The organism is Oscillibacter sp. UBA6647, assembly GCA_002455655.1.
In the GTDB taxonomy this organism is placed as follows: domain Bacteria; phylum Bacillota; class Clostridia; order Oscillospirales; family Oscillospiraceae; genus Oscillibacter.
Genome location: DKLF01000137.1, coordinates 1 through 23,383 on the forward strand (window position 1 = coordinate 1; position 23,383 = coordinate 23,383).

The 23,383-nt window shown below is 58.4% G+C and carries 24 protein-coding genes; 8 read left to right on the plus strand and 16 right to left on the minus strand.

Annotation, left to right across the window (positions count from 1 at the left end):
* The 3 genes from B2W96_RS10060 to B2W96_RS10070 all read left to right on the plus strand — a co-directional run.
* The coding region (locus B2W96_RS10060; protein WP_293010159.1) for an ATP-binding cassette domain-containing protein at nt 1–303 on the plus strand (303 nt) is incomplete at its 5' end.
* A 15-nt stretch (nt 304–318) separates the two neighbouring features.
* Nucleotides 319–786: an HAD family hydrolase gene (locus B2W96_RS10065; protein ID WP_293010160.1), complete on the plus strand. Its 468-nt coding sequence runs from the start codon at nt 319–321 to the stop codon at nt 784–786.
* 283 nt (nt 787–1,069) lie between these two features.
* Nucleotides 1,070–2,428 (plus strand): uracil-xanthine permease family protein, encoded by a 1,359-nt coding sequence (locus B2W96_RS10070; RefSeq protein WP_293010161.1) that lies wholly within the window; start codon nt 1,070–1,072, stop codon nt 2,426–2,428.
* 218 nt (nt 2,429–2,646) lie between these two features.
* Here B2W96_RS10070 and B2W96_RS10075 read toward each other — a convergent pair whose 3' ends face one another.
* A complete protein-coding gene (locus tag B2W96_RS10075; RefSeq protein ID WP_293010162.1) occupies nt 2,647–3,669 on the minus strand; it encodes a tyrosine-type recombinase/integrase in 1,023 nt (340 codons plus the stop codon).
* 292 nt (nt 3,670–3,961) lie between these two features.
* Between B2W96_RS10075 and B2W96_RS10080 the strand changes: the two genes are divergently transcribed.
* Nucleotides 3,962–4,735 (plus strand): IclR family transcriptional regulator, encoded by a 774-nt coding sequence (locus B2W96_RS10080; protein WP_293010163.1) that lies wholly within the window; start codon nt 3,962–3,964, stop codon nt 4,733–4,735.
* Nucleotides 4,736–4,915: 180 nt separating this feature from the next.
* Here B2W96_RS10080 and B2W96_RS10085 read toward each other — a convergent pair whose 3' ends face one another.
* The 6 genes from B2W96_RS10085 to mutY are packed head-to-tail and all read right to left on the minus strand — an operon-like array spanning nt 4,916 to nt 9,142.
* On the minus strand, nt 4,916–5,785 hold the full coding sequence (locus B2W96_RS10085) for a 4Fe-4S cluster-binding domain-containing protein (RefSeq protein ID WP_293010164.1): 870 nt from the start codon (nt 5,783–5,785) through the stop codon (nt 4,916–4,918).
* Nucleotides 5,782–6,369 carry a thymidine kinase gene (locus tag B2W96_RS10090; RefSeq protein ID WP_293010165.1) on the minus strand — a complete coding sequence of 196 codons (588 nt, stop codon included), beginning with the start codon at nt 6,367–6,369 and terminating at the stop codon, nt 5,782–5,784. The genes B2W96_RS10085 and B2W96_RS10090 overlap by 4 nt, the downstream gene beginning before the upstream one ends.
* A gap of 38 nt (nt 6,370–6,407) precedes the next feature.
* Nucleotides 6,408–6,995 (minus strand): PF20097 family protein, encoded by a 588-nt coding sequence (locus B2W96_RS10095; protein WP_293010166.1) that lies wholly within the window; start codon nt 6,993–6,995, stop codon nt 6,408–6,410.
* Nucleotides 6,996–7,017: 22 nt separating this feature from the next.
* Entirely contained in the window at nt 7,018–7,500 is a 483-nt protein-coding gene (locus tag B2W96_RS10100; protein WP_293010167.1) for a GNAT family N-acetyltransferase, read from the minus strand.
* 51 nt (nt 7,501–7,551) lie between these two features.
* Nucleotides 7,552–8,034, minus strand: coding sequence for a GNAT family N-acetyltransferase (locus B2W96_RS10105; protein ID WP_293010168.1), 483 nt, complete (start codon nt 8,032–8,034; stop codon nt 7,552–7,554).
* Complete coding sequence (mutY, locus tag B2W96_RS10110) at nt 8,006–9,142, minus strand: A/G-specific adenine glycosylase (protein ID WP_293010169.1); 1,137 nt, start codon at nt 9,140–9,142, stop codon at nt 8,006–8,008. Before mutY ends, B2W96_RS10105 begins: the two co-directional genes overlap by 29 nt.
* A gap of 151 nt (nt 9,143–9,293) precedes the next feature.
* Between mutY and B2W96_RS10115 the strand changes: the two genes are divergently transcribed.
* Genes B2W96_RS10115 through B2W96_RS10125 form a run of 3 tightly spaced genes read left to right on the plus strand, consistent with a single transcriptional unit; the run spans nt 9,294 to nt 10,631 of the window.
* Nucleotides 9,294–9,554 (plus strand): hypothetical protein, encoded by a 261-nt coding sequence (locus tag B2W96_RS10115; RefSeq protein WP_293010170.1) that lies wholly within the window; start codon nt 9,294–9,296, stop codon nt 9,552–9,554.
* A gap of 55 nt (nt 9,555–9,609) precedes the next feature.
* Complete coding sequence (locus B2W96_RS10120) at nt 9,610–9,921, plus strand: YbjQ family protein (RefSeq protein ID WP_293010171.1); 312 nt, start codon at nt 9,610–9,612, stop codon at nt 9,919–9,921.
* A complete protein-coding gene (locus tag B2W96_RS10125; protein WP_293010172.1) occupies nt 9,921–10,631 on the plus strand; it encodes an MBL fold metallo-hydrolase in 711 nt (236 codons plus the stop codon). Before B2W96_RS10120 ends, B2W96_RS10125 begins: the two co-directional genes overlap by 1 nt.
* 115 nt (nt 10,632–10,746) lie before the next feature.
* Here the strand turns inward: B2W96_RS10125 and B2W96_RS10130 are convergent, their stop codons facing one another.
* The 3 genes from B2W96_RS10130 to B2W96_RS10140 form a co-directional block, all read right to left on the minus strand.
* On the minus strand, nt 10,747–12,036 hold the full coding sequence (locus B2W96_RS10130; protein WP_293010173.1) for an ATP-binding protein: 1,290 nt from the start codon (nt 12,034–12,036) through the stop codon (nt 10,747–10,749).
* Between the two features lie 400 nt (nt 12,037–12,436).
* Nucleotides 12,437–12,790 carry an Hpt domain-containing protein gene (locus tag B2W96_RS10135; protein ID WP_293010174.1) on the minus strand — a complete coding sequence of 118 codons (354 nt, stop codon included), beginning with the start codon at nt 12,788–12,790 and terminating at the stop codon, nt 12,437–12,439.
* 11 nt (nt 12,791–12,801) lie between these two features.
* Nucleotides 12,802–13,146, minus strand: a complete 345-nt coding sequence (locus B2W96_RS10140) for a cupin domain-containing protein (protein ID WP_293010175.1) — start codon at nt 13,144–13,146, stop codon at nt 12,802–12,804.
* Nucleotides 13,147–13,304: 158 nt separating this feature from the next.
* On the opposite strand from B2W96_RS10140, the gene B2W96_RS10145 reads away from it, so the two are divergent.
* On the plus strand, nt 13,305–14,357 hold the full coding sequence (locus tag B2W96_RS10145) for a PhnD/SsuA/transferrin family substrate-binding protein (protein WP_293010176.1): 1,053 nt from the start codon (nt 13,305–13,307) through the stop codon (nt 14,355–14,357).
* A gap of 51 nt (nt 14,358–14,408) precedes the next feature.
* Here the strand turns inward: B2W96_RS10145 and B2W96_RS10150 are convergent, their stop codons facing one another.
* The 6 genes from B2W96_RS10150 to glgA form a co-directional block, all read right to left on the minus strand.
* Nucleotides 14,409–15,278, minus strand: coding sequence for a DNA/RNA non-specific endonuclease (locus tag B2W96_RS10150; RefSeq protein WP_293010177.1), 870 nt, complete (start codon nt 15,276–15,278; stop codon nt 14,409–14,411).
* 186 nt (nt 15,279–15,464) lie between these two features.
* Nucleotides 15,465–16,340 (minus strand): TPM domain-containing protein, encoded by an 876-nt coding sequence (locus B2W96_RS10155; protein ID WP_293010178.1) that lies wholly within the window; start codon nt 16,338–16,340, stop codon nt 15,465–15,467.
* Between the two features lie 13 nt (nt 16,341–16,353).
* On the minus strand, nt 16,354–17,430 hold the full coding sequence (locus B2W96_RS10160) for a Trm112 family protein (RefSeq protein ID WP_293010179.1): 1,077 nt from the start codon (nt 17,428–17,430) through the stop codon (nt 16,354–16,356).
* A 21-nt stretch (nt 17,431–17,451) separates the two neighbouring features.
* Complete coding sequence (locus tag B2W96_RS10165) at nt 17,452–18,756, minus strand: SPFH domain-containing protein (RefSeq protein WP_293010180.1); 1,305 nt, start codon at nt 18,754–18,756, stop codon at nt 17,452–17,454.
* Between the two features lie 252 nt (nt 18,757–19,008).
* Nucleotides 19,009–21,444: a glycogen/starch/alpha-glucan phosphorylase gene (locus B2W96_RS10170; RefSeq protein ID WP_293010181.1), complete on the minus strand. Its 2,436-nt coding sequence runs from the start codon at nt 21,442–21,444 to the stop codon at nt 19,009–19,011.
* Entirely contained in the window at nt 21,441–23,342 is a 1,902-nt protein-coding gene (glgA, locus tag B2W96_RS10175) for a glycogen synthase GlgA (RefSeq protein WP_293010182.1), read from the minus strand. Before glgA ends, B2W96_RS10170 begins: the two co-directional genes overlap by 4 nt.
* Nucleotides 23,343–23,383: the final 41 nt, after the last annotated feature.

Genomic DNA, 23,383 nt, shown 5'->3' on the forward strand with positions numbered 1-23,383 from the left:
CAGCAGCAGCGCCTGTGCATCGCCCGGGCGCTGACGGCAGAGCCGGAGGTTTTGCTGCTGGACGAGCCTTGCTCTGCGCTGGACGTCAAAAGCATCGAGGCAATCGAGGCCATGCTTTTAAAGCTGAGGGAAACCTACACCATTATTCTTGTCACCCACAATATCGCCCAGGCCCGCCGGATTGCCGACTATACAGCCTTCTTCAATAACGGAAGGCTGGTGGAATTCGGAGAAAAGGACGCGCTGTTTCTCCAGCCCCGGCAGGAGGAAACCAAAGCCTTTTTAAGCGGGATTTACGGCTGAGTTGAAAGGAGCATTATGCTGAACATTGAAATTCCCGGCCGAGCGCCGGTTGAAATTAACCACGTGGTTCTGGACTACAACGGCACGATTGCCGTGGACGGGGCGCTTTTGCCCGGCATCGCCGAGCGCATCGAAAAGCTGCGGGAGTTTGTCACCGTCACCGTGCTCACGGCGGACACCTATGGAACCGTCCGCGCCCAGTGTGAGCCGCTGGGCATTGCCGTGCAGACCTTCGCTCAGGCGGGGGCCGCCCTGTGCAAGGAATCTATTGTCCGGGGGATGGACGGAGGAATCCTGTGTATCGGCAACGGCTTCAATGATATCCAGATGTTTGACGCGGCGGCGCTGCGCGTTGCCGTTTTGGAGCGGGAGGGTTTGTGCCCCGCCCTGCTGTCTCACGCCGACGTATTGGTGTCTTCCCCGCTGGACGCGCTGGATCTGCTGCTAAAACCCAACCGCCTGCGCGCCACGCTGCGCAGCTAACAGCTCGGCACCGGCAGGCCGACGTTCGTCACGTCGGCCTGCCGGTGTTTTATCCGTACCGCTTTCTTCTTTTTCCGGATCTCTTGTTTGACAGAGCGCAGGAAGCCAAAATAAAAAATATTTTTTATATCTAACAAAAAGTATTGCATTTTAAAGGTCAACCTTCTATACTAATCAAAGGCCAATTTATTGGAATGTTACAAATAACTTTTGTTTCCCTTTTCGTATTTGCGGCATTCCGCCGATTTTTCGGTTTGGCAAAAAAATAAAAGGAGCTTGTTAGATGATGAAAATTTCGCGCTCGGAGGACGTCAGTGTAGAGAATGTCTACCGCCTGGACGGCCGGGTCCCCATCGGCAAAGCAATTCCCTTCGGCCTACAGCATGTGCTTGCCATGTTTGTGGCAAATGTGACACCGCTCATCATTATCGCATCCGTCGCAGTGTACAATGGACAGCCCTTTACCGCGGTAGAAACGGCGCGCCTGATTCAAAACTGCATGATTATCGCCGGAATCGGAACCATGGTGCAGCTTTATCCCATCGGATTCCTTGGCTCCGGCCTTCCGGTCGTCATGGGTCTTAGCTTTACTTTCCTTGCGGCCTGTCTGTCGGCAGCGTCTAAGGACTACGGCATCATGGTCGGCTCCATTATCGTGGGCGGTTGCTTTGAGGGCGTTCTTGGCCTGACGGCAAAATACTGGCGCAAAATTATTACGCCGATTCTCTCCGCCTGCGTGGTGGTTTCCATCGGCCTGAGTATCCTAAGTGTGGGCGTTTCCTCCTTTGCCTCTTCCTCCGCTTACCCGCTGGGCTCCTGGCAGAATTTGCTTGTGGCGGTGATTACCCTTACCTCCGCATTCATCTTCCACACCTCGCTAAAAGGAATCGCCAAGCAGCTCTATGTTCTGTTTGGTATGCTGGTGGGCTACATCGTCTCTATTTTCTTCGGCATGGTGGATTTCGGCACAATGTCCTCCACCGTGCAGTCCCTCGGCGTGGTTGCCGTTCCGCAGTTGGTGGCGTTCAAGCCGCAGTTTGAAATCGGCTCCATCATCTCCTTCTGTCTTGTATTCATTGTCTCCGCCGTGGAAACCATCGGCGACACCACGGCCACCTGTACCGGCGGTCTTGGCCGCGACATCACCGCCAAGGAGGTTTCCGGCTCCTTATGCGTGGACGGATTTATTTCCGCGGTTTCCGGCGGCGTGTTCGGCTGCTCGCCGATCACCTCCTTCAGCCAGAATGTGGGACTGATCTCCATGACCCATGTGGTGAATCGCTTCTGCATCATGTTCGGTGCGCTGGCGATGATTCTCGGCGGCCTGTTTCCCCCCATCGGCGCGTTTTTCACCACGCTTCCGGCTTGCGTACTGGGCGGCTGCACCGTCATCATGTTTGGTTCCATTATGATGTCCGGCATCAAGATGATGCATGAGGCAGGCATGAGCAACCGCAACACCCTGATTACTGCAACGTCCCTTTGTCTTGGCGTGGGCGTGACACAGGTGGACGGTTTCTTTGATTACATGCCAAGCATGGTCGGCGAAATCTTCGCAAACAACATGGTGGCGGGCGTGTTCGTTGTGGGGCTCATTCTGGAGATTTTCCTGCCCAAGGACCCCAAGCGCTACGAGAGCTAAGGATGATAGGGGAAGCATGATTGCCTTATGCGCAGCATTTTTGGACGCTTGTTGAATTTGCCGCTTTCCCGCAGATAAGAGGGGCACACACTGGCCCGGCAATTGGGTTCCCCTCCTGTATAATAAGAAACAGGCGCCGAGAGCATTCTCGGCGCCTGTTTTGTCAAGTTATAGCTGCGTATATTTCTAAGGTGCGGCGCATACCGGGTACCTGCCGTCTATCTTACGGTGTTTGGGCAAATCAGCTTCGCATGGTCGGGCGCGATCGGCTCCACCGTTTGAAGCAGGCCCTCATAGCGGGCCTGCGTGGTCTTTACAGAGCCGTGTCCCAGCGCGCGGCTAAGCGCCCCAAGCTCCCCGCCGCTGCTCATCCACATCAGGGCAAAGGTATGGCGGAGCATATGAAAATTCACGGTTTGTGGCAGGCCGCAGCTTGAGAGCATGCTCTGAAAGCGATACTGATAGGTACGCGGTCCCAGCGGCTGGTCGTCGGTTCCCGTCAGAAAGTATGCCGTCCCGTCTCCGCACCTCAGCAGCGTCCACAGCAGCATGGACAGTCTGGTGGCCAGCGCCAGATCGCGGTATCCGCTGTCCCCTGGGTCATACGCAACAGTGTCCTGCCGCCCCTCGGCGCCGTCCGGGTCGCCGTAGCTCTGCCGCATGGTGACCCGCTGAAGGGTGCGGCGCACCTGAAGCCGGTCCTCCTCCAGCAGAAAATCAGAATCCCTCAGCGCACAGATTTCGCTGAGCTTGATTCCCGTGTAAAGGCACAGCAGAAAGCCCGCATTGCTGCGGTCCAGATTTTCCGTCAGGTATTCTGTTAAGGCCGCAACCTGACGGTCCGTCAGCGTATCCGTGTCCCGCTTGGGGTGCATGGACTTCACAAACACCCTTCCGCCATGGGATAAATCGGGATCCCAGTTGACAAGCTTCAGTCCCGCGTTCAGCACACGGGAAATATCCGCCACGGTCTTTCGGGACAGTCCGCCTTTCCCATCCATCCGTCCGCTGCGCAGCCGCTCGTCCAAAAAATCACGGATGTCCGCCACGGTCAGATAGTCCACCACCGCTTCTCCCAGACACGGCAAAATATGCCGTCGGACAATCCGCTCGTAGTTCGCATAAGAAGCGGCGTTCACCTCTTTGCGGACCGCAGCCAGCCACAGCTCAAATACGCCCCGGACGGTCATTCCCTTATGAAGCTGGTCCCCCAGCACGCAGCTCCCGTTCTCCTCCGGCATTCGCTGTTCATCCTCATCTTTCATTTCATGAATTGCTTTTATTCTGCCATTTTACCATTATCCTCTCTCTCTGGCAAGGGAATAAGCCGCCCCCTCCGTCCGTTTTATAAAATCTCCCCACCCGGTGGGGTAATTTCAACGACACCTTTCAAATCTTTTAGCAATTGCAAGAAGTAAATTCGGCAATATCAAATATCCAGTCGTTATCATCAAATTCCAGTTGTACTTGTCCCGTGTATTTGTTATAATTTCGGCAACACAACTTTTAAAACCGCGGAAGGAGGACGCCGCCATGCCAGGGGAAAGCAAGCTGGTTTTGTCTGTCGTAAAGGCATTTCGCCTGCCGGGCATTCTGTCCGAGGCGAAGGCTTCTTTAAGTCTCGCGGAGCTGAGTGAACGCTCCGGCTGGCCCAAGAGCACTGTATACGGCCTGCTCTCTTCCATGCGTGAGTCTTCCGCGGTGGAGCAGCAGCCCGACGGGCGATACTTTTTGGGCGTCCGCCTGTTTGAATACGGCTGCGCCGTCAGCGCTGGGTGGAACATTTCGGAGCTGGCCCGGCCCTTTTTGCAGCATCTGACGTCCAAAACCGGCGAGTCGGTCTTTTTGTCCGTGTTGAACCGAAACGAGGCCATCACCATCGACCAGGTTCAAAGCCGGGCGGCGCTGCGGGTGGTGTCCGAGGTGGGAACCCGCCTGCCGCTTCACTGCACCTCGCAGGGCAAGGTGTTTCTCGCCGCCATGCCGGAATCCGAGGCCATGCGCATCCTGAAGCTCCAACCCCTTTCCGCTTATACGCCCCACACGCCTGTCACATGGAAGGACCTTGCAAAGGATTTGGACGCGGCCCGGCGGCAGGGCTATGCCGTGGAGGATGGGGAGTATAAAATCGGGCTGGGGTCGGTGTCCGCGCCCATTCGGGATGCCTCGGGTCAGGTGAAATACGCCGTGGGCATCATCGGCATGTTCTACAAAGCCCAGTCCCGGGAATTTCGAGACGCTTTGCTTCTCACGCAGACCACCACGGGCCAAATTTCCAGCGTCATGGGATATCGGCAGGGAAAATAGCGCCGCGCTGTTTGACGCTGTGCTTGCAGGTAGCATTCCACTTCCACGCTAAGTTAAGGCCCGCCTGTCCGGTTTTTACCGGACAGGCGGGCCTTTTAATTAGATACCGTCTTAAGCAACATGGGCCGTACCACCCAGTGAGGCACAGGACGTGCTTTCAGCGTGTTGAGGGCAATCGTCTCAGATGCCGGAAAGGTCAAAGTCCGGCGTGTATTCCTCCTTGGCGGAGGTACGCTCCTGCACATAGCCGTCGGTAATCCCGCAGTTTTCCATATACTGCGCGGCGGCAGTATATTCCGCCCTTGTCACCCGGCGGGCAAGGACCCCCTTCGCCCCTGGCTGGGGCGTGTACTGAGCCATCAGCGAGAACAGCACTTCCCCGGGTCGAAAGGTGGACGACACCCAGTCCAGCACCCGGCGGGTGTTTTCCAGTTCCCCCGGAAGCACCAAATGACGGATCAAAACCCCGGATTTCAGCCGCCCATTTTCCATTTGGTACGGCCCCGTCTGGCGGAACATCTCCAATATTGCGGCCTTGGCCCAGTAGAAATAATCCTCCGCGCCGGAGTATCCCTTCGCGGGGCCGGTCAGCGCATACTTCAAATCCGGCAGGTAAATCTGCACCTTTCCCTCCAGCATCCCCAGCGTCTCCGGCTTTTCATAGCCGCCGGAGTTCCATACTACGGGAACCAGCAGAGGCCGGTCCAGCGATTCGGCCACAGCGAGTGTAAAGTGGGTGGGAGTTACAAGGTCGATACACGCTGCGCCCTCTGCAATCAGCTCTTCGTAAATCTCCCGCAGGCGGGAAACGCTCACGGGCTTTCCGCAGTCCTCTTGGGAGATCCTTCCGTTCTGGCAAAAGCTGCACCGCAGATTGCAGCCGGAGAAAAAGACGCAGCCCGCGCCCCGGTCCCCCACAAGGCACGGCTCCTCCCATAAATGAAGCATGGCCTTCGCCGCCACAGGGGTCAGCGGCATTTGGCACACCCCGCCCGAAACCGTCTCCGTTCGCTCTGCCCCGCAGTTCCGGGGACAAATGCTGCAAATCACGGCTGCTCCACCTTGAAATCGGGGCCAAGGTTCCCTTCCCGCCAGTGTTTACGGCACAGGCCAATGTACTGGTCGTTGGCTCCCAGCACCACCTGCGCCCCCTCCTTCAGCACCCGGCCACTTTTGTCAAACCGGGCGTTAAAGGAGGCTTTTTTGCCGCACCAGCAGATGGTTTTCACCTCTTCGATTTTATCCGCCATCACCAGCAGCTCCTCGCTGCCGGGAAACAGGTCGCCCTTAAAGTCCGCCCGCAGACCATAGCAGATGACGGGAATCCCCGCGTCGTCCACCAGAGAGACGAGGTAGTCCACCTCCTCCTTGGTGAGAAACTGGGCCTCGTCTACAATGATGCAGGCGTTTTGCTGCAATTCCATGGGGTTGATTTGCTGCATCTCATCAAAGTAGATGCAGGGGTATTTCAGACCGATGCGGGAGGACACCATATGGTCCCCGTCCCGCAGGTCCAGCCGGGGCTTCACCAGAAGCACCTGCTGCCCCCGCTCCTCATAGTTGAAGCGGGTCATCAGTGCGTTTGCCGTTTTGCTGGAGCCCATGGCCCCGTATTTAAAGTATAGCTGTGCCATGCAGTTGTTTTCTCCCTCTTATGTCTCTTCCGTTTCGTTTAGTTCTCTTCCTTCGTTTCGTTCGCCGTAGCTTCCGCTTCGCCGTCCCCGTGCTCCGCCACGCTGATCTGCTCGTCGCAAGAAAGGGAATGCTCCTCCGGCTTTCTCTCGCCCAGCGGTGGATTTAGGTCCCGGATGTCAGTCACCATTTTGCGGCAGGCCTCGCAGTGCCACATAGTTTTATATCCCATGCTGCCCAAGTCACTCGACTCGGACACGTCCACAGTTTCCACAGAAAAACCGTTGGAGAAAAAGCCGGGTTTTTTCTTCTGCCAGTACACGCCCCGACCACCCCACAGATAGCCCTTGATCATATCGCCCCCGCACCACGGGCATTTCTCCGGCGGGCCCTGATCCTCCTCCGGCTTGTCCCGACTTAGGCGGGACAGGAAGGTTTTCAAGGGCGTGTCCTTCTCTCCCGGCTGCTGTACATAGCCATCCTCCGCTCCCAAGCCCTGACGGACGGCCTTGAAATATGCCTTAAATTCATCGGAGGCGGTAGGCTTTTCCCCCTTATCCGCCTCTTTTTGCCTCGCTCTCTGGTGCTTTTCCCAATCGCTTTCCTCATCCCGGTTCCAAAAAGCCATGGTAGTGCCTCCTTTGACGATGTTACAGCGTAAGCTGCATGAAAATGGTTCCCGGCAGCGGACTGTCGTTATACCGGGGAATCTCCTGAAACCCCAGCGCGCGGAACAGGCGGAGCGCGTCGGGCAGCATGGGCAGAGTGTCCAGCTTCATCTGTCGGTACCCAATTTCCCGGGCGTCGGAAATCAGCCGTTCCATCATCTCCCTGCCCGCACCCTTCTTCCGGAATCGGGGGCGGACATACAGCCGCTTCACCTCGCAGCTCTCCCCATCCAGCCGCCGCAGGGCCACGCAGCCCGCTGGCGTTCCGTCCACCCGGACGAGATACAGCCGCCCGTCCGGCTTGCCGTATTTCTGGCGCAGGTTTGCAAGCTCCGCATCGCAGTGCTGCACCTGCAAATAAGAGGCGAAGGGCGGCACCGCCAGAATCAGCGTATCCACATATTCCTGAATCATGGTGCGCATGACCTCCGGCTGTTCATAGGCCAATTCCAATGTCAATAACATACCTGCAGTACCTCGCTTTCCGCTTGCGTTTTAAAATCGGGCTTTTGAGACTTACAGCTCCAGCTCCATATAAATCGTTTCCGGCAGGGGGCTGTCGTTATAGCAAGGAATATTCTGAAATCCCCGCCGCCGGTACATGGTGATGGCCTGTGTCAAAAACGGCAAGGTGTCCAGCAGCATTTTTTGATAACCGATCTCCCTCGCGTCCGCCAGAAGCCGGTCCAGCAGCACCCCGGAAATTTTCTGCCCGCGATATTGTGGACGGACATACATCCGCTTCAGCTCACAGCGGGTGTCGTCCAGTTTTCGCAGCGCGGCGCACCCCACCGCAGCGCCGTCCACCCGCGCAAGATACACCCGCCCATCCGGTAGGCCATATTTGCTTTCAAGGTCGTGAAGCTCGGCGTCGTAGTGCTGGAGGTTCAGATAGTCCGCAACGGATGGACTCTCCCGCACCAGCATCTCCGTATATTCCTGAAACAGCGAACAAGTCTCGTCCTGACAGTCATATGCCAGCTCCACCGTCAAGCTCATGGGAAGGACCTCCTTCAAGCTGTTTTTCACCATGGTATTCCTCCAGTGCGGTTCTTGCCTCTTCCTTCATTCGGATGAAAGCCGATGGCACAGCCAGCCGGTCCAGCGCCAATCGGCCCGCCCATAAAAAGTCCTCCGGTCCGCTCCCAGAAACCTCCAACACATAACACGTCATATGCCACTCCACATGGGTAAAAATATGCTTCGCCGTCAATCGGCGCTTCCACGCCCGGGGAGAAAGCATCCAGTGGGCGCATAGATCGGCCGCCGCCGTCTCGTCCAGCGCGCCCTCTCCGTTGGGAAACTCCCACAGCCCCGCCAGCAGACCGCCCTCGGGCCGCTTGCGCAGAGCAATCTCTCCGCCCCGCAGGAAAAGAAACACGGTTTTTTCCTCAATCCGCCGGGCCTTTTTGGGGGACTTTACCGGCAAACGCTCCGCTGTTCCCCGGCTTCGACCAAGGCAGCGCGCCATAAGAGGGCACTGTGCGCATTTTGGCAGGCCATTCGGCACGCAGACCACGGCCCCCAACTCCATCAGCGCCTGATTGAAAATGCGGATGTCCTCCGAATCGCGGGGCATCAAAGCGCCAATTTGTTCCCGAACGGCTCTTTTCGTCCCGGAATCGGCAATGTCGTCATGACAGTCCGTCAGCCGGGTAAACACCCGGAGTACGTTGCCGTCCACCGCCGGTTCCCGCAGTCCAAAGGCCGCCGAAGCCACAGCAGAGGCTGTGTAGTCCCCGATCCCCGGCAAGGCAAGAAGTCCGTCATAGGTATTGGGAAAGCGCCCCTCCTCGGTCATGGCCACCAGTCGCGCCGCCCGTTGCAAATTTCTTGCCCGACTGTAATAGCCAAGGCCTTCCCATTGCTTGAGAAGCGTCTCTTCGGACGCGTCCGCCAGCGCCTCCACCGTGGGAAACGCAGCGAGAAACCGCGCATAATACCCCAGCACCGCCGCAACCCGTGTCTGCTGGAGCATCACCTCCGACACCCAAATGCGGTAAGGGTCCCGGGTGTTTCGCCAAGGCAGGTCCCGGGCATTCGCACGATACCAAAAAAGAAGCGGGGAAACAATATCCGATAGAGTTGTCAGATGGGTACGGGGCATGATATACTGTACTCCTGAAAAGTAAATTTCAAGGCTCCGTCCTTCAGGAGGAACCATGCTCCAAGTATAGCATATTTCGCTGCATGGGGATATCCCTTTTTTAAATTTTTCGGAAGCTTCTTATGCGTGGTCGGGGCAGGAGGATGATTTTATGAATTGGAGAAAAAGAGGCGGCCCCGGGCGTTACCTCGCTCCCATTGCCTGCGCGGTTTTCATGGCGGTGCTGATGCTGGGCATGATTTGGCTAATGGTCTGGGTCTTTGAAACGGACCCGGCGGGCATTCCGCCTGCGCCGGTGGCGGCGCTGCTGTTGGCGCTTCCGGCGGCGGTGATTGTAGGCGTGATTTGGGCATTGATTCAGCGCCTGCGGGAGCTTGGCCAGGGAGAAGAAGAAGACGCGAAGCGCTATTGACTTTGGACCGATGCGGGCGGCGCATACACACAGAAAATGACAGGAGGAATTACAAATGAAACTGGTTACGATTGAGACGATTCCCGGACGGGATCTGGAAGCCTTGGAAGCAGTGAAGGGTGCAGTGGTATTCAGCAAAAACTTCGGCCACGATTTTATGGCCGGGATGAAAACGCTGGTGGGCGGCGAGATCAAAAGCTACACGGACATGCTGGACGAGGCCCGGGCCATTGCCACAAAGCGCATGATGGACGAGGCGGAGCATTTGGGCGCGGACGCGGTGGTGGGCCTGCGGTACGCATCCTCTTCCGTGATGCAAAGCGCGGCTGAGGTTGTGGCCTACGGCACGGCGGTAAAATTCAGATAATGCGTATCACATTTTTGGCGCACAGTGGCTTTCTTGTGGAGCTGGACGGCGTTTATCTCCTGTTTGACTGGTGGAAAGGCGAACTGCCGCCCCTTTTGGACAAGCCTCTGTTCTGCTTTGCAAGCCATGCCCACGGCGACCACTTTACCTCAAAAATTTTCTCTCTGGACGACGGGAGCCGCGAGGTCCGCTTCCTGCTGGGGAGCGGCATCGAACTTTCCGCCGAAAACCGGGAAAAATGGGGGCTCTCTCCCGAAACGGCGGAAAAGTGCGCCGTGTTGGACGGAAACGAACACATGGAGCTGCCCCACGGCGTCACGGTGGAAACTTTGCCCTCTACCGACGAGGGCGTTGCGCTGATCATCGCCTGTGAGGGGAAAACCCTTTACCACGCCGGAGATCTGAATTGGTGGCACTGGGAAGAAGAGCCGGGGGACTGGAACCGGAATATGGAGGCCGACTTTAAGCGGTATATTGAGCCTCTCCGGGGACGGCGCATTGACTTGGCCTTCGCCCCCTTGGACCCCCGTCAGGGAAAGGCCGCCGACTGGGGCCTTTGCTATCTCTTGAAGCTGGCGGAAGTTCAGCGGCTGATTCCCATGCATCAGTGGAAAGATTTCAGTCCCACGCAGCGCTTTTTGGAAGAACATCCTCAATGGGCGGAAACCCTGCTCCCGGTGGAGCGGATGGGACAGCAATGGGACCTTTGAGCCCCCATCTCATGGGAGCCCATCGGCTTTACGAAAAAAAGTACGCTTCGGCAATTGATTTGCCAAAGCGTACTTCATTTTTACCGGGCATCCCCGTGCAGCCGCCATCTGTACTTTACAGCGTCTCAATCGCCCAGAGGGGCAGGTTCAAAAGTCCCTGTTCCCGGCGATAGTCCGCAAGGGAAGTGCGGATGGTCTGCCGCGGCAAAAACCGCTCCCGGAAAACCTTCAGCTTTTTGGATTGGAGGTTCTGCTCCACCGCCACCTCCACGGGGATGGCCTCCAACCCGTTGTCCACCAGAAACTCCACCTCCGCGGTACCTCGGGGAGCCATCCAGTAGCACACGACCATCTGGTTCAGGCTGTCGAGCTGCTGGAGCGCGTACTGCTCCGTCAGCGCCCCGTGATAGGCTTGGAACACGGAGTTGCCCTCCAGCAGCATGTCTTGCCGAAGACCAAGCATACAGCCAAGCAGGCCCACATCCGAAAGATACAGCTTAAACGCCCGGGCATCCTCGCTGGCCACCAGCGGCGACTCCGGCACCTCTGCCCGATGGATGTCCCGGGCAAGGCCGTTGTCCGTCAGCCACGTCAGCGCGGCGTCAAACTCCCGGGCGCGGGCGCCTTCCTTCATAGCTCCAAAGAGAAATTTCCGGTTCTCCCGGTCTAGCTGCCGGGGAATGCTGCTCCACAGCGTCCGGATGCGAGACAGCGCGTCAATGGGCGCATACTTTGAAAAACTCTGCTCGTAGACGGACAGAATGCGCATCTGTGCCTCCCGGGCGGCAAAAAAATCGCGGTCCGCCGCAAAGGCGCCGACCGCTTCGGGCATACCGCCCACGAAGCAATAGTATTTTAAAAATCGGATATAGTCCTGACGATAGTTAGGGGTCAAGTCATAGCGGCACTCCCGCAGCATCTCCACGTACTCCTCCCGGCCCACTGCACGGAGAAACTCGAAAAAAGACAGAGGGTGCAAATCCAGCACCTCCACCCACTCCGCAGGGAAGGGTGCGCCGCTTCGGATTGCCGCGTCCAGACCGCTGCTGCCGCAGAGAACATGATACTGCGGCGCCTCTTTCCCAAACAACTTCAGGCAGGCCAGCGCCTGCGGAATGGCCTGAATCTCGTCAAACACCAGCAGCGTCTCCGCCGGGTCGATTTTGTATCCGGCATACAGCTCCAGCTCCGTGACAATCCGGTCCACCGAAGGCTTTTCGTCAAACAAACCGGAAATCCGGACTCTGCTTTCAAAATCCACATATACGCACCGCGCATATTCCCTCTCGCCAAATTCCCGCAGCAGCCAAGTCTTGCCAACCTGTCTGGGGCCCCGCAATATCAGCGGACGGCGGGTTTTCCGCTCTTTCCATTTTTTAAGATGCCCATAGGCTGTACGATCCATCCGGGTCACTTCCCTCTCATATCATTCGGGCGCGGCTTTCCCTGTTCGCCGCGCCCGCAAGCCCTGCTCCGCCCGTTCCTCGGCGCGGGCAGGTCAAAATCGGTAGAAATCTGTCACATTTATCATTATAGCATATTCCCCCAAAGAGTCAAATGACTTTTCGGATTTTGTGCACATAAATCATGCAAAATAGTGTCTGCGGGACGTAGCTTTTCACAAAGCCAAGGTGCTTTTCGTTCCGAAGCCAGAAAACAGCAAACGCGGAGCGAAGGATTCAAGTTCCTCCGCTCCGCTTATTTTCAAAAAACCAAGGCCCCTTAAGCGGCCTTTTTTATTTTTCCTGCGCCTGTGCGCTGCTTGACGCGCGGCCCGCCGCCCCGTTGTCAAAAGAGGCGGCCATCTATTTCTCCGTCAAAAGGCGCAGCACGGCGCGCTCCTCCATCAGGTCTGCGTACAGGCCCGGAAGATCCGTCTCTGCCGCCGCGCAGCCGCGCAGCGGTTCCACCAGCTCACCGCTGAGCCGGTAAATCCGGGTCAGGCCCAGATTCCCGGCCACGCCCTTCAGTGAATGGGCCGCCTCAAACGCGGCGGCACGGTCCCCCGCATCCAGCGCGGCACCCAGCGTGGCAAAGGCCGTGTCCTCTAGAAACAGGTCGAAGCACATGGCGTACAGCGCCTCATCGCCCAAAAGGCGATTCATGGCTCCGTCCATGTCCGCGCCGTGGGCGCGGAGCTGATCGGTCAGCTTGCTCACAAAGGCGCGCCTTATTCGTTGATGATCAGAGCAATCAGCTCCACCGGCACGTCGCCGCGGTTTTCCAGACTGTGAGCATCGCCGCCGCCGGTTTCGGCAATGTCTCCGGTGTGGAGAATCACTTCCGTGCCATTGTCGCTAAAGATTGCCTCGCCGCTTAGAATGTAGTAAAACTCCGTCTCATGCTCGTGAGCATGGTACCCGAAGGAGCAGCCCGGATCGAGGGTCATGTGGTTGAAAATTCTGGCCTTGCCATACATCTGATCTGGTGTTGCCAAAACTTTGATGTGGGTTAAGCCCTTCCCTCCGCGTATGTTTTGATCCTCGCGATGGCAATTTTCTGAGCGCTGATACATTTTCATTTCCTCCTGTTCTTTCTGACGCCGGCCTTGCATCCGGCTGGATCCGATGATACAATTGACTGACAAAAATTATGCGGTTATCATACCACACAGCCCCAAAAATGTCTACCCTTGCAGCCAACGAGCCTATGATTTATCTGGAGGAAATTGCCATGAAAAACGTTGCGGTCGCGCTGGCGGCGCTTTTGCTGATATCCTGCCTGTCCGCCTGCAAAGCGAGGCCCGGATCGACCTCCGCTTTCTCGTCCGCCTCTTCTTCCGCCGACGAACCGCTGAAGCTGGAAACGCTGCGGCTGGAGTTGACCCGCCGGGAGGGACTTTCTTCCGACACATTGATGTACGCCGTGCAGTCCCTTCCGCAGGCTTTGAAATCCGCGCTGGCCAACCACGGCGTGGAAGCTGGCACGGTAGAGGTCACCGTGGGCGCGTCTCCGGCGGCCACAGCTCAGGCTTTGGAGGAGGGCGGCGTGGATTTGGCCATACTGCCCGGAGATGCCTTTGTGGAGGCGGGCGGGTCCGCCGTCCCTTTGCTGACGGCACACGAGCACGACGGCCTGCCCGACAGCTCCGACCCTGCCGACTGGAAAAGCGGGGAAAGTGTTCACAGCGAAGCAGCCTCCGGCGGGCAGCGATATCTGATTCTGGCAGGCCCGTCAGACTATGGCCTTCAGTTGACAAACCGGGCCGCGTCGGACACCCCCCTGACTTGGGATGAGCTTGATCGGGCCGGATGGCTTCTGACCCCGGATGAAACAAACATGACCGACCTGTGGCTTGCGGATCACTATGAGGGGAACACCCTTTCTGACCTGACCGGGGAGGCCGTATGCACATTGCCAAGTGGGAGCGGACAAGATCTCCTGACCGCTCTGGCCGCAGGAGATGCGGACGTGGCCGTGATTCCCGCCGACATACGGTCGTATTTGGCGTCCTTCTGGCAGGGAGAGTTGCAGCGCCCCGACGGGATTTTTGACGAAACCGCGGTCATCGGCGTTACTGAGAAATACTATGACACGATTTTAGCCGTTCGTCCGGGAGACGAGATACTGACCGGGGAGGAGTTTCGCTCCGCTCTGGCGGCAGCGATGGAGGAGATGTCCCGTGTGCAGAGCGACGTTACCGGTGCGCTGGGTGGGGTCTTTTCCGCTCCGGTGAGCGACGGCGACCTGAACGGTATGCGCCGCCTTGTCACCCTTGGCAGCTGAGTCTTAGCGCGATAAAAAAGCACCGCCTGTCTGGCGGTGCCTTTTCGGCCTTCAGGGTTTGCACTGTCCGCAGGGGGTATAGCCCTCCCCCATCAAATCTTCCCGGCTGCCGATATAGTCCCGGCGGTTGCTCTCGCTCATGGAGAGAACGCCGGAGCAGTCCGGGCGGTGAAATTTCATAGACTTTGTGTTGAGCACATAGCTCTCCTCTTCCGAAGTATCGGAGGAAGACAAGGGCTCCTCGCCCGCCAGATAGCTGTTCCCCGTGGCATAGTCAATGGTAACGCCGGGCTGGGCGTTGTAGACGTACACGTTAAATTGCACGCCCTTGCCGCCATCCTCCACAGATTCGGCCTCCATCTGAACGCCCCTTGCCACAAGCTCGGTTCCCTCGAAAACAGGCGTAACCCGGTAGAGCACATGGTTCCCCGTTTCGCGCACATAGTCGGCCACTTCGTTTTCAAAGGGCAGCATCCCTTCCACGTTCATGTACCGGGTTCCGGTGATCAGATTTTCCTCGTTGGCATTTTCCCCTGTAAGCTGATAGCCCAGCAGGTGGCAGCGGTTATAGAGGTATTTTCCGTCCACAAGGTCGTATTTCACCGTGTGCCAGCCGGAGGGCTTCACCTGCCCAATTTCACCCCGGGGTTCTGTGGGCATAGTGTCCGGGCTTACAGAGGCATAGGCCGGGCCGCACCGGCCCAGAAGGTCCAAGGGGCTGTATTCCTCAAAAGAGGTTTCTTCGTAATCTGTATCTGGGAAAGCCGGCAGGTTGTCGTTCAGCAGAACGTAGGGCTGGTCGGAAAACTCCGGCACATCCGAAAGTGTAAAGGAAAGAGGCCGCGCCGCCGGAGCACAGCCGGAAAAGAGAACTGTAACCACGAGAAAAATTGGAAGAAAAATACTCTGTGCCTTTTTCATGAACGCTCCTTTATTCGGTACTATTAAAACTCGGTATAATATAGATGGAAAAACAGGCGACGGAAGAACACTGTTTCTTCCGTCGCCGTAAGCGGCACTGCCGCGGGTGAATAACCTCTTTCCGGACGCGGGCGGCGACAACCATCTCCACCCAGCCGGGATACAACGGGCGCCCACGCCACCCGGTCAGAATTTTCCGCTTCTGCCGGAGAAGCCGCCCGAACGCATAGAAGTCCCCCCAGCGTGTCCGCCCCCGGAGGTATGATTTTCAATTCTGCGGCGCGTCTCGGTCCGGTAGAGGAAGGTATCCTGCTGACCAGTGAGATGAAAACCGTCTGAGGGAATGTAGCGGTCGGCAGTTCGGGCGGACACAGCGGTATTCATCTGCCGTTTCCAGTACAGGCAAATTCCGCCCGCCAGCAGCAGCGGCACCAAAATTACCGCGCCCAGCCTGATGGCAAATTCCTCATCATCATACTTGGGCCGGGCATTTGTGGCGTATGAGCTGCCCGTTTCATAGCGGCCCTCCGTTTCATCGTATCCCGGGGCGTTTTCCACGTCGAAGGGCTTCCCGTCCCGCGCCAGACCCAGATACTCCCCCGCCGTATCCAGATAGGTGGAAAAGCCCTCGTAATACGCATCCTCTCCCAAAAGAGGAAGCACATTCTCGTCCAGCAGCACGTCCTTTCCGTAGTCGGTAAAGGCGGTGTTTCCATAGCCGTAAGCAATCAGGGCATAGTCCCGCTCCGCCATGCTCAAAAGAAGCAGCAGCCCGCTCTTCTCCTCGCCGTAGCCCAAGTCATACTCCGTGTAAACAGCCGTGGCAAGGTCGTAGGCATCGCTGCCGCCCATGTCCTCCATGTCTTCCAGTATGACAATGTACACTGCGCATTGGTACTGCTTGGCAAGCTCCTCTGCCCGGTCGTTCAGCTCCCCGCGCTCCGTCTCCGTTAAAAGGCCCGCCGCGTCCGTCACCGCGTCCAGCTCCGCCGCCATGGCGGGCAGGGGCAGCGCGAATGTCAGGGCAAGCACCAAAAGCAGAAAGAGTCCTGTCTTTTTCATATTCCCGCCCCCCTCACAGCAAAATCAGGCCCAGCAGACCCATCAGCGGCAAAGAAATCCCGAAAAACCAAAGCCAGAATTTCGCCCAATCCATGGGCAGGTCGCCCACCAGCTTTCCCGTCTGGCCGTTCATGGCAAAGAGGAAATCCTTCCCCTCCCATCGGGTTGCCAGCATCCACACCGGCAGCAGGGCATACTTTGCATTACAATTTTGTAGCCGGACGGTTCCGCTCTCCTGCCGCAATGTGGCATAGCCCCGGGCCGTGGCGGAAAGGGCGTCTTCCGTGCTGGCCTTGATGCGGGAATAGGCCCGATCCTTGCACTCCGCGGAGTCCTGATCGTACTTATCCGCCAGAAAGCCGGGCAGATACGCGGTGGAAAACTCCTTCAACTCCCCGTAGTCGAAGGGTTCGATGGCGTCCATATGCGCGTCGGGCATTTTGGATGAGCCGTCCACAGGCACCTTTTGGAAATCCACGGTGCCCTCCCGCACCACCCGGAAGTGATCGGTCACAGTGACTTCCTCGTTTCCCCTTCTAAACACCTGAACTCTGGTTCCCCGGAAGTTCAGATTCCCGTCCGACTTGCCGTCAAACAACCAGAAGGGGACATAAACGCCCTTAATTTCCTGAATGTGGTTCCCGGAGGCAAAGGACTTGGGCAAAAAGCGCTTGCCCTTGTAATACCGCTCCAACGCCGACACGGCGGCGCTTTTGTCAAGGCGGAAGGGAATCACGCAGTCCGGCCTGAGGTGGCCCGAAAACTGGGCGGCAATTACCGAAGGGTTGCCGCAATAGGGGCAGGACGTAGCCGCCGTGGTATCGTCGCAGATCAGCTCCGCCCCGCAGGAGGGGCAGGAATAGGCCCGCAGATGGGCGGCCTCCTCCTCGCTCCACTCGCCGCCGCCCATAGAGGCTTCCTGCTCCGGCTGCGCGGCAGCCGCCTGCTCCTTGTCCGCATAAAGCTGCTCAATGACCTTTACGTCAAAGGACAAGCCGCAGTATTCGCACTCCAGCTTTCCCGACGCGGTCCCAAAGTGTAAAGGGCCGGTACAGGCCGGGCACTGGTAATTGGTAATATTGGTGGCCATAGGCATTCGCCTCCGTCTGTTTTACTGAAGGTCCCCGTCGTCAAAGGGATCGCCGCACTCGGGGCAGAATTTGGGCGGGCGGGCCTTGTCGGCAGGCTCCCAGCCGCACTTGTCGCACTTGTACTGAGGAACGCCCGCAGGCTTTGCTTTGCCGCACTCCGCGCAGAATTTGCCCTTGTTCACCGCGCCGCAGGCACAGGTCCAGCCGTCCTGCGCGGGCTTCGGCCTGCCGCATTCGGGGCAGAATTTTCCGGTGGCCTTCGCGCCGCACTGGCAGGTCCAGCCGCCGCTGGGCGCGGCCTGTCCCGGCGCGGATTCCTGTGCCATGCGGTAAAGCTCCTGCGCGTTCAAGCCGCCTGCGGCCCCCGCCATATTCATTCCCATAAACGCCATGGAAGCCCCGGTACTCGTGTTTGCCGCAGCACTCTGCATGGCCGCCGCCTGTGCCCCCGTCAGATGGGCCGCCGCCATGGTGGGGTCGCGGAAGACCGCGTTCCGTTGCAGCTCCTTCATCATCTGTTCGTCTTCTTCGCTTGCCTTTACGCTGGAAACGCCAAAGGAGACGATTTCAAGGCCCCGCAGCTTCCGCCACTTTTCACTGAGCACCTCGTTAAGGGCCTGCGCCAGCTCCATGGTGTGGCCGGGCAGAGCGGAATAGCGGATGCCCATTTCGCTGATTCTTGCAAAAGCGGGCTGGAGGGCGGTCATCAGCTCGCTTTTGAGCTGTCCGTCAATGCTCTCCCGGGGATAGCTGCTCTCCACATTGCCGCAGACGTTGGTGTAGAACAGCAGCGGGTCGCAGATGCGGTAGCTGTACTCGCCAAAGCAGCGGATGGCGATATCCATATCCAGCCCAATGTTCCGGTCCACCACTCGGAAGGGAACCGGGCTGGGCGTGCCGTATTTGTTGCCCGGCAGCTCCTTGGTGTTGAAATAGTAAACCCGCTGGTCCTTGGGCGGCTCACCGCCAAAGGTAAACCGCCTGCCGATGCTCTCAAAGGTGCGGTGGACACTCTCCTCCAGCTCGCCGGAAAAAATGGAGGACTCGGTGGATGCGTCATAAATAAATTCGCCGGGGTCGGCGCATACCTCCGCCACCTTCCCTTGGTCCACGATCATCATGCACTGCCCGTCTGCCACGGCGACGACGGAGCCGCTGGTGATGATATTCTCACTTCCCTTGGTGTTGGACGAGCGGCGGGACGTGCGTTTTTGTCCCTTCACCGCCAGCACATCCGCAGGCAAAGCCTCACAGTAGAAATATTCCTTCCACTGGTCCGCCAGCGCCCCCTCGACGGCGCCCTTCGCAGCTTTGATCAGTCCCATGCAGGTTTCCTCCTTTTATTTATAAGCGGAGCCGCGCGGCCCGCAATGCTTCACAGCAGCGTTTTTTTCACATGCTGCACGCTCAAAACGGCAAAATGCCCGGCTGCTTTTGGAAACAGCCGGGCAAGGTTTGTGTTTGGTTCGGGGGCGTTTCCCTTTTGTAACAAAGCTTTATTATTATATCCGTTTTGTCCTCATTTGTAAAGCCGGGACAAAATGGATGTGAGGTCCGCTCCTTTTCCCGACAAAAGCTTACCGCACCTTGCGATGGGGTACGTGCCAAATTCGGTCGGCGTACTCCGCCACCGCTCGGTCCGCCGCGAACACGCCGCTGCGGGCAATGTTCCACAGGCTTATGGCATTCCATTTCTGCGGGTCGGCATAAGTGGCCGCCATGCGCTTTTCCGCGTCGCAGTAGGCGGAAAAATCCGCCAGCAGCAGATATTCGTCCGCAGGCGCACCATGGTCGCCGAACAGCAGCCGCCGATACAAATCCTCGTAGCTCACCCCGTCCCGAAAGCCGGTTTTCAGCGCATCCAATACGCGGTGCAGCACCGGGTCCCGGGCATACAGCCGCTGAGGAAGATACCCCTCGCGGCTTAAAGCCGCCGCCTCGTTTGACCGGAGCCCAAAGAGGAACATGTTCTCATCCCCCAAAACGTCGTGCATCTCCACGTTGGCGCCGTCCAGCGTCCCCACGGTCAGGGCCCCGTTCATCATGAACTTCATGTTTCCGGTGCCGCTGGCTTCCTTCCCGGCGGTGGAAATCTGCTGGGAAACCTCACTGGCGGGCATCAGCCGCTCCGCAAGGGACACCCGGTAATTCTCCAGAAACACCACCTGAAGCTTGCCGCGGCAGATAGGGTCGTGGTCAATCTGGTCCGCCAGAGAGTTAATCAGGTGAATAATTCGCTTTGCCACGGCGTACCCCGGCGCGGCCTTCGCCCCGAAGAGGAAGGTCCGGGGCCGGTCGATGGCGTTCGGGTCGTCCTGCAGCCGCTGGTAAAGGGCGATGATGTGCAGGACGTTTAAAAGCTGGCGCTTGTACTCGTGCAGCCGCTTTACCTGCACGTCAAAAATCGCATCCGGGTTCAGCAGCACGCCCTGCTGTTGTTTCGCATAGGCGGCAAACTCCTCCTTGTTCCTGCGCTTGATGTCCGCAAGGCGGCGCAGCACTTCCCGGTTGTCGGCGTATGCGTCCAGCCGTCCAAGGGCTTGAGGGTCCATGAGATATGCCTCGCCCCCCGCGAGATCGCACACCAGTCCGTGAAGTCCGGGGTTGATTTCCGCCAGCCACCGTCGATGGTCCACGCCGTTTGTGACGTTGGTGAATTTCTCCGGCTCCATGGCGCAGGCGTTTTGAAACACGTCGCTTTTCAGAATTTCCGAGTGGAGGGCGCTGACGCCGTTGACCTGCATCCCCCCGGCGATGCACAGGTTCGCCATGCGGACCACCCCGTCCCAGACCACGGCGGTGTCCCGCACCTTTTCCTCGTCCCGGAAAAACGCGCGGCATTTCTCCTCCCACCGGCGGGCAATTTCCGCCGTAATCTGCCAAACGCGGGGCAGCAGCCGCTCAAACAGCGCCTGAGGCCACTTTTCCAGCGCCTCCGCCAGCACCGTGTGGTTGGTGTAGGCCACAGACCGGGTCGTAATCTCCCACGCCTGATCCCAACCCATGCCCGCGTCGTCAATCAAAATACGCATCAGCTCTGGAATCACCAGTGCCGGGTGAGTGTCGTTGATTTGAAGCACGTTTTTCTCGTGGAAGTTGGCCATGGTGCCAAATTCCGCCATGTGCTCCTCCGCGATGCTCTGCACCGTGGCGGAGACGAAGAAATACTGCTGCTTGAGCCGCAGGGATTTTCCCTCCTCATGGTTGTCGTCGGGATAGAGGACCTTGGCAATCACCTCCGCCATGGCCTCGTCCTCCGTGGCCTTGAGATACTCGCCCTTGGAGTAAAGGCTCATATCCACGGGCTTGGGGGATTTTGCGTCCCACAATCGCAGCTTGTTGGTGTGGCCGGTGTCATACCCGGCAATCTCCATATCGCAGGGGACGGCCAGCACGGTGGTCCCCCCCTCCTGCACGATGTGGAGATGCCCGTCGTTCCAAAACTCCCGCAGCGTGCCGCCAAAGCGGACCTGCCGGGCCTCCTCGGGCTTTGGCAGCAGCCACGCGGAGCCGATGCCCTTCCACGCGTCGGGCAGCTCCACCTGCTGGCCCTCCACGATCTTCTGCTTGAATATCCCCAGCTCATAGCAGATGGAATACCCCGTGGCGGGAATTTCCAGCGTACTCATAGAGTCCAGATAGCATGCGGCCAGACGGCCCAGACCGCCGTTGCCAAGGCCTGCGTCCGGCTCCAGTTCGAACACATCTCCCGCCTGAAAGCCCAGATGCTCCAGCGCTTCCTTCAACTGAGGCAGTACCCCCAGATTATACGCGTTTTTTTGAAGGCTCCGCCCCATCAGAAATTCCAGAGACAGATAGTGGACCTTCTTCTTTTCCTTTTGGCGGGTTTCCCTCCGGGTTTCCACGCCCCGCAGGGCCATGGCGTCCCGCAGCACAAGCGCGCAGGCGCGGAGCATCTCTGTCTCCCCAGCCTCCTCGGCGGTTTTCCCAAAGTTGATCATCAGCTTGCGGGTCAGCGCGTCTTCCAGTTCCCTTGTTGTAAATGCCGTCATTCGTCTGCCTTATCCGCGGACAGTTCTTTCTCGTCCGCGCTTCCTTTCCTCTTGGCTGTCTTTCTTCCGGCTTGCTTCGCTTGTTCCGGCGCCTTTGTGACGGACCTTTCGGTCTTCTCCGGCTCCGCCGCCTTCTCCGCAAGCGCCGCCGCTTCCGGCTTTGCCGGGAGCTTCCTTTGGGGCGGCCTTCCCGGAAGCTTTTCCTGCTCCGGCTTTCCCATCAGCCGGGCTTGGACAAGCTTCGCCGCTTGCGCTGTCTTTTCCGGTTGGGAAGATTCCTCCACTCGGGCAAGCTTCTCCTGTAAAGCAGGCTCCGCCGGTTGGGCGGATTCCGTCTGCTGGACAAGCTCCGCCGGTTGAACCGCCGTTTCCGGTTGCGCGGATTCCTCCTGCGCCGCAGGCTTTCCAAGTACTTTCTCCCCGGCGGGACTCTCCCGTTCTGTGCCCACTGGCTTGACCCGGGGCTTTCCGGTGATCCCGCTGTAAATCCGCAGGTATTCCCCCGCGCTGCGCCGCCAACTAAAGTCCCCCTCCATGCAGCGTTGCCGCAGGCGGTGGAAATGGTCCGGATAGTCCCAGTAAAGGCCGACGGCCTGCCGGATGACAAAAAGCATATCTCCGGAGTTGTACGCCGCAAAGGTAAACCCGTTGCCCGCGTCCCGCCACGCCTCGTAGGGGTGGACGGTGTCCTTCAATCCGCCGGTTTCCCGGACGATAGGCACCGTTCCGTACCGCATGGCAATCATCTGGCTCAGACCGCAGGGCTCGCTGCGGGAGGGCATCAAAAACAAATCCGCCCCCGCGTAAATATTCATGGCAAGCGCCTCGTCATAGCCAAGATGCGCCGCCATCCGCCCCGGGTACTGTCCCTGCGCCCAGGAGAAAAACTCCTCGAACTTCTCCTCTCCCTGTCCCAGCACCACCATCTGCACGGGAAGCTCCATGATGTCGTGGAACACCTCCCGGATGAGGTCCAGCCCCTTGTGGGCCACAAGGCGGCTCACCACCGCGAGAACCGGCGTGTCCGGCTCCTCCCGCAGGCCCATCAGCTTTTGCAGCTCCGCCTTGTCGGCGGCCTTGCCGGACAAATCGGAGACGGCGAAGTTTTTTGCAATCAGCGGGTCGGCCGCAGGGTCGTAGCGCTTCATGTCGATGCCGTTTAGCACACCGGAGAGCTTATAGGCGCACCGGCGCATCACGCTCTCCATCCCGTGGGCAAAATAGGCGTATTTCAGTTCTTCGGCATAGGAAGGGGACACGGCGGTCACTGCGTCGGCGCAGAGGATGGCCCCCTTCAAAAGATTCACGTCCCCATCCATCATGATGGTGCCGTCGTTCACCCAGCCGGGGTCCAGCCCAAACAAATCCCCCGTGACCTCCGACCCAAACCGTCCTTGATACTCGATGTTGTGGATGGTCATGACGGTGCGCACGGCGCGATACCGCTCTTCCCGCACGCCGTCGTCCTTCAGATAAATGGGGATGAGGGCGCTCTGCCAATCGTTGCAGTGAATCACGTCGGGCCAGAAGGCCATGTGGGGCAGCATCCGCACCACCGCCCGGGAGAAAAAGCCAAACCGCTCTCCGTCGTCCACATAGCCGTACAAATTCGCGCGGTTAAAATACTGCTCGTTGTCCAAGAAATAATAGGTCACTTTGTCCCGCACAAGGCGAAACAGGCCGCAATAGCTCCGCCGCCACGCCAGATTTACATAGTCGTAGCAAAGGTACTCCAGTTGAGGGCCAAACTGATCCCGGATGCGCCGGTACAGCGGCAGCACCACAGCCATCTGAGCGCCCTCCGCCGCGATGGCGGCAGGCAGAGAGCCGGACACGTCAGCCAGCCCTCCGGTTTTGCAGAAGGGTACGGCCTCGCTGGTGGCATACAAAATTTTCATGGCGGTTTCCCCTTTCTAACTCATGACCACGCTTCCAAGCC

What these genes read in the sequence shown, in the direction of transcription:
- B2W96_RS10065 (WP_293010160.1), top strand. Translation starts at nt 319, where the DNA reads ATGCTGAACATTGAAATTCCCGGCCGAGCGCCGGTTGAAATTAACCAC.
- B2W96_RS10070 (WP_293010161.1), top strand. Translation starts at nt 1,070, where the DNA reads ATGATGAAAATTTCGCGCTCGGAGGACGTCAGTGTAGAGAATGTCTAC.
- B2W96_RS10075 (WP_293010162.1), bottom strand. Translation starts at nt 3,669, where the DNA reads ATGCCGGAGGAGAACGGGAGCTGCGTGCTGGGGGACCAGCTTCATAAG.
- B2W96_RS10080 (WP_293010163.1), top strand. Translation starts at nt 3,962, where the DNA reads ATGCCAGGGGAAAGCAAGCTGGTTTTGTCTGTCGTAAAGGCATTTCGC.
- B2W96_RS10090 (WP_293010165.1), bottom strand. Translation starts at nt 6,369, where the DNA reads ATGGCACAGCTATACTTTAAATACGGGGCCATGGGCTCCAGCAAAACG.
- B2W96_RS10095 (WP_293010166.1), bottom strand. Translation starts at nt 6,995, where the DNA reads ATGGCTTTTTGGAACCGGGATGAGGAAAGCGATTGGGAAAAGCACCAG.
- B2W96_RS10100 (WP_293010167.1), bottom strand. Translation starts at nt 7,500, where the DNA reads ATGTTATTGACATTGGAATTGGCCTATGAACAGCCGGAGGTCATGCGC.
- B2W96_RS10105 (WP_293010168.1), bottom strand. Translation starts at nt 8,034, where the DNA reads ATGAGCTTGACGGTGGAGCTGGCATATGACTGTCAGGACGAGACTTGT.
- mutY (WP_293010169.1), bottom strand. Translation starts at nt 9,142, where the DNA reads ATGCCCCGTACCCATCTGACAACTCTATCGGATATTGTTTCCCCGCTT.
- B2W96_RS10115 (WP_293010170.1), top strand. Translation starts at nt 9,294, where the DNA reads ATGAATTGGAGAAAAAGAGGCGGCCCCGGGCGTTACCTCGCTCCCATT.
- B2W96_RS10120 (WP_293010171.1), top strand. Translation starts at nt 9,610, where the DNA reads ATGAAACTGGTTACGATTGAGACGATTCCCGGACGGGATCTGGAAGCC.
- B2W96_RS10125 (WP_293010172.1), top strand. Translation starts at nt 9,921, where the DNA reads ATGCGTATCACATTTTTGGCGCACAGTGGCTTTCTTGTGGAGCTGGAC.
- B2W96_RS10130 (WP_293010173.1), bottom strand. Translation starts at nt 12,036, where the DNA reads ATGGATCGTACAGCCTATGGGCATCTTAAAAAATGGAAAGAGCGGAAA.
- B2W96_RS10140 (WP_293010175.1), bottom strand. Translation starts at nt 13,146, where the DNA reads ATGTATCAGCGCTCAGAAAATTGCCATCGCGAGGATCAAAACATACGC.
- B2W96_RS10145 (WP_293010176.1), top strand. Translation starts at nt 13,305, where the DNA reads ATGAAAAACGTTGCGGTCGCGCTGGCGGCGCTTTTGCTGATATCCTGC.
- B2W96_RS10150 (WP_293010177.1), bottom strand. Translation starts at nt 15,278, where the DNA reads ATGAAAAAGGCACAGAGTATTTTTCTTCCAATTTTTCTCGTGGTTACA.
- B2W96_RS10155 (WP_293010178.1), bottom strand. Translation starts at nt 16,340, where the DNA reads ATGAAAAAGACAGGACTCTTTCTGCTTTTGGTGCTTGCCCTGACATTC.
- B2W96_RS10160 (WP_293010179.1), bottom strand. Translation starts at nt 17,430, where the DNA reads ATGGCCACCAATATTACCAATTACCAGTGCCCGGCCTGTACCGGCCCT.
- B2W96_RS10165 (WP_293010180.1), bottom strand. Translation starts at nt 18,756, where the DNA reads ATGGGACTGATCAAAGCTGCGAAGGGCGCCGTCGAGGGGGCGCTGGCG.
- B2W96_RS10170 (WP_293010181.1), bottom strand. Translation starts at nt 21,444, where the DNA reads ATGACGGCATTTACAACAAGGGAACTGGAAGACGCGCTGACCCGCAAG.
- glgA (WP_293010182.1), bottom strand. Translation starts at nt 23,342, where the DNA reads ATGAAAATTTTGTATGCCACCAGCGAGGCCGTACCCTTCTGCAAAACC.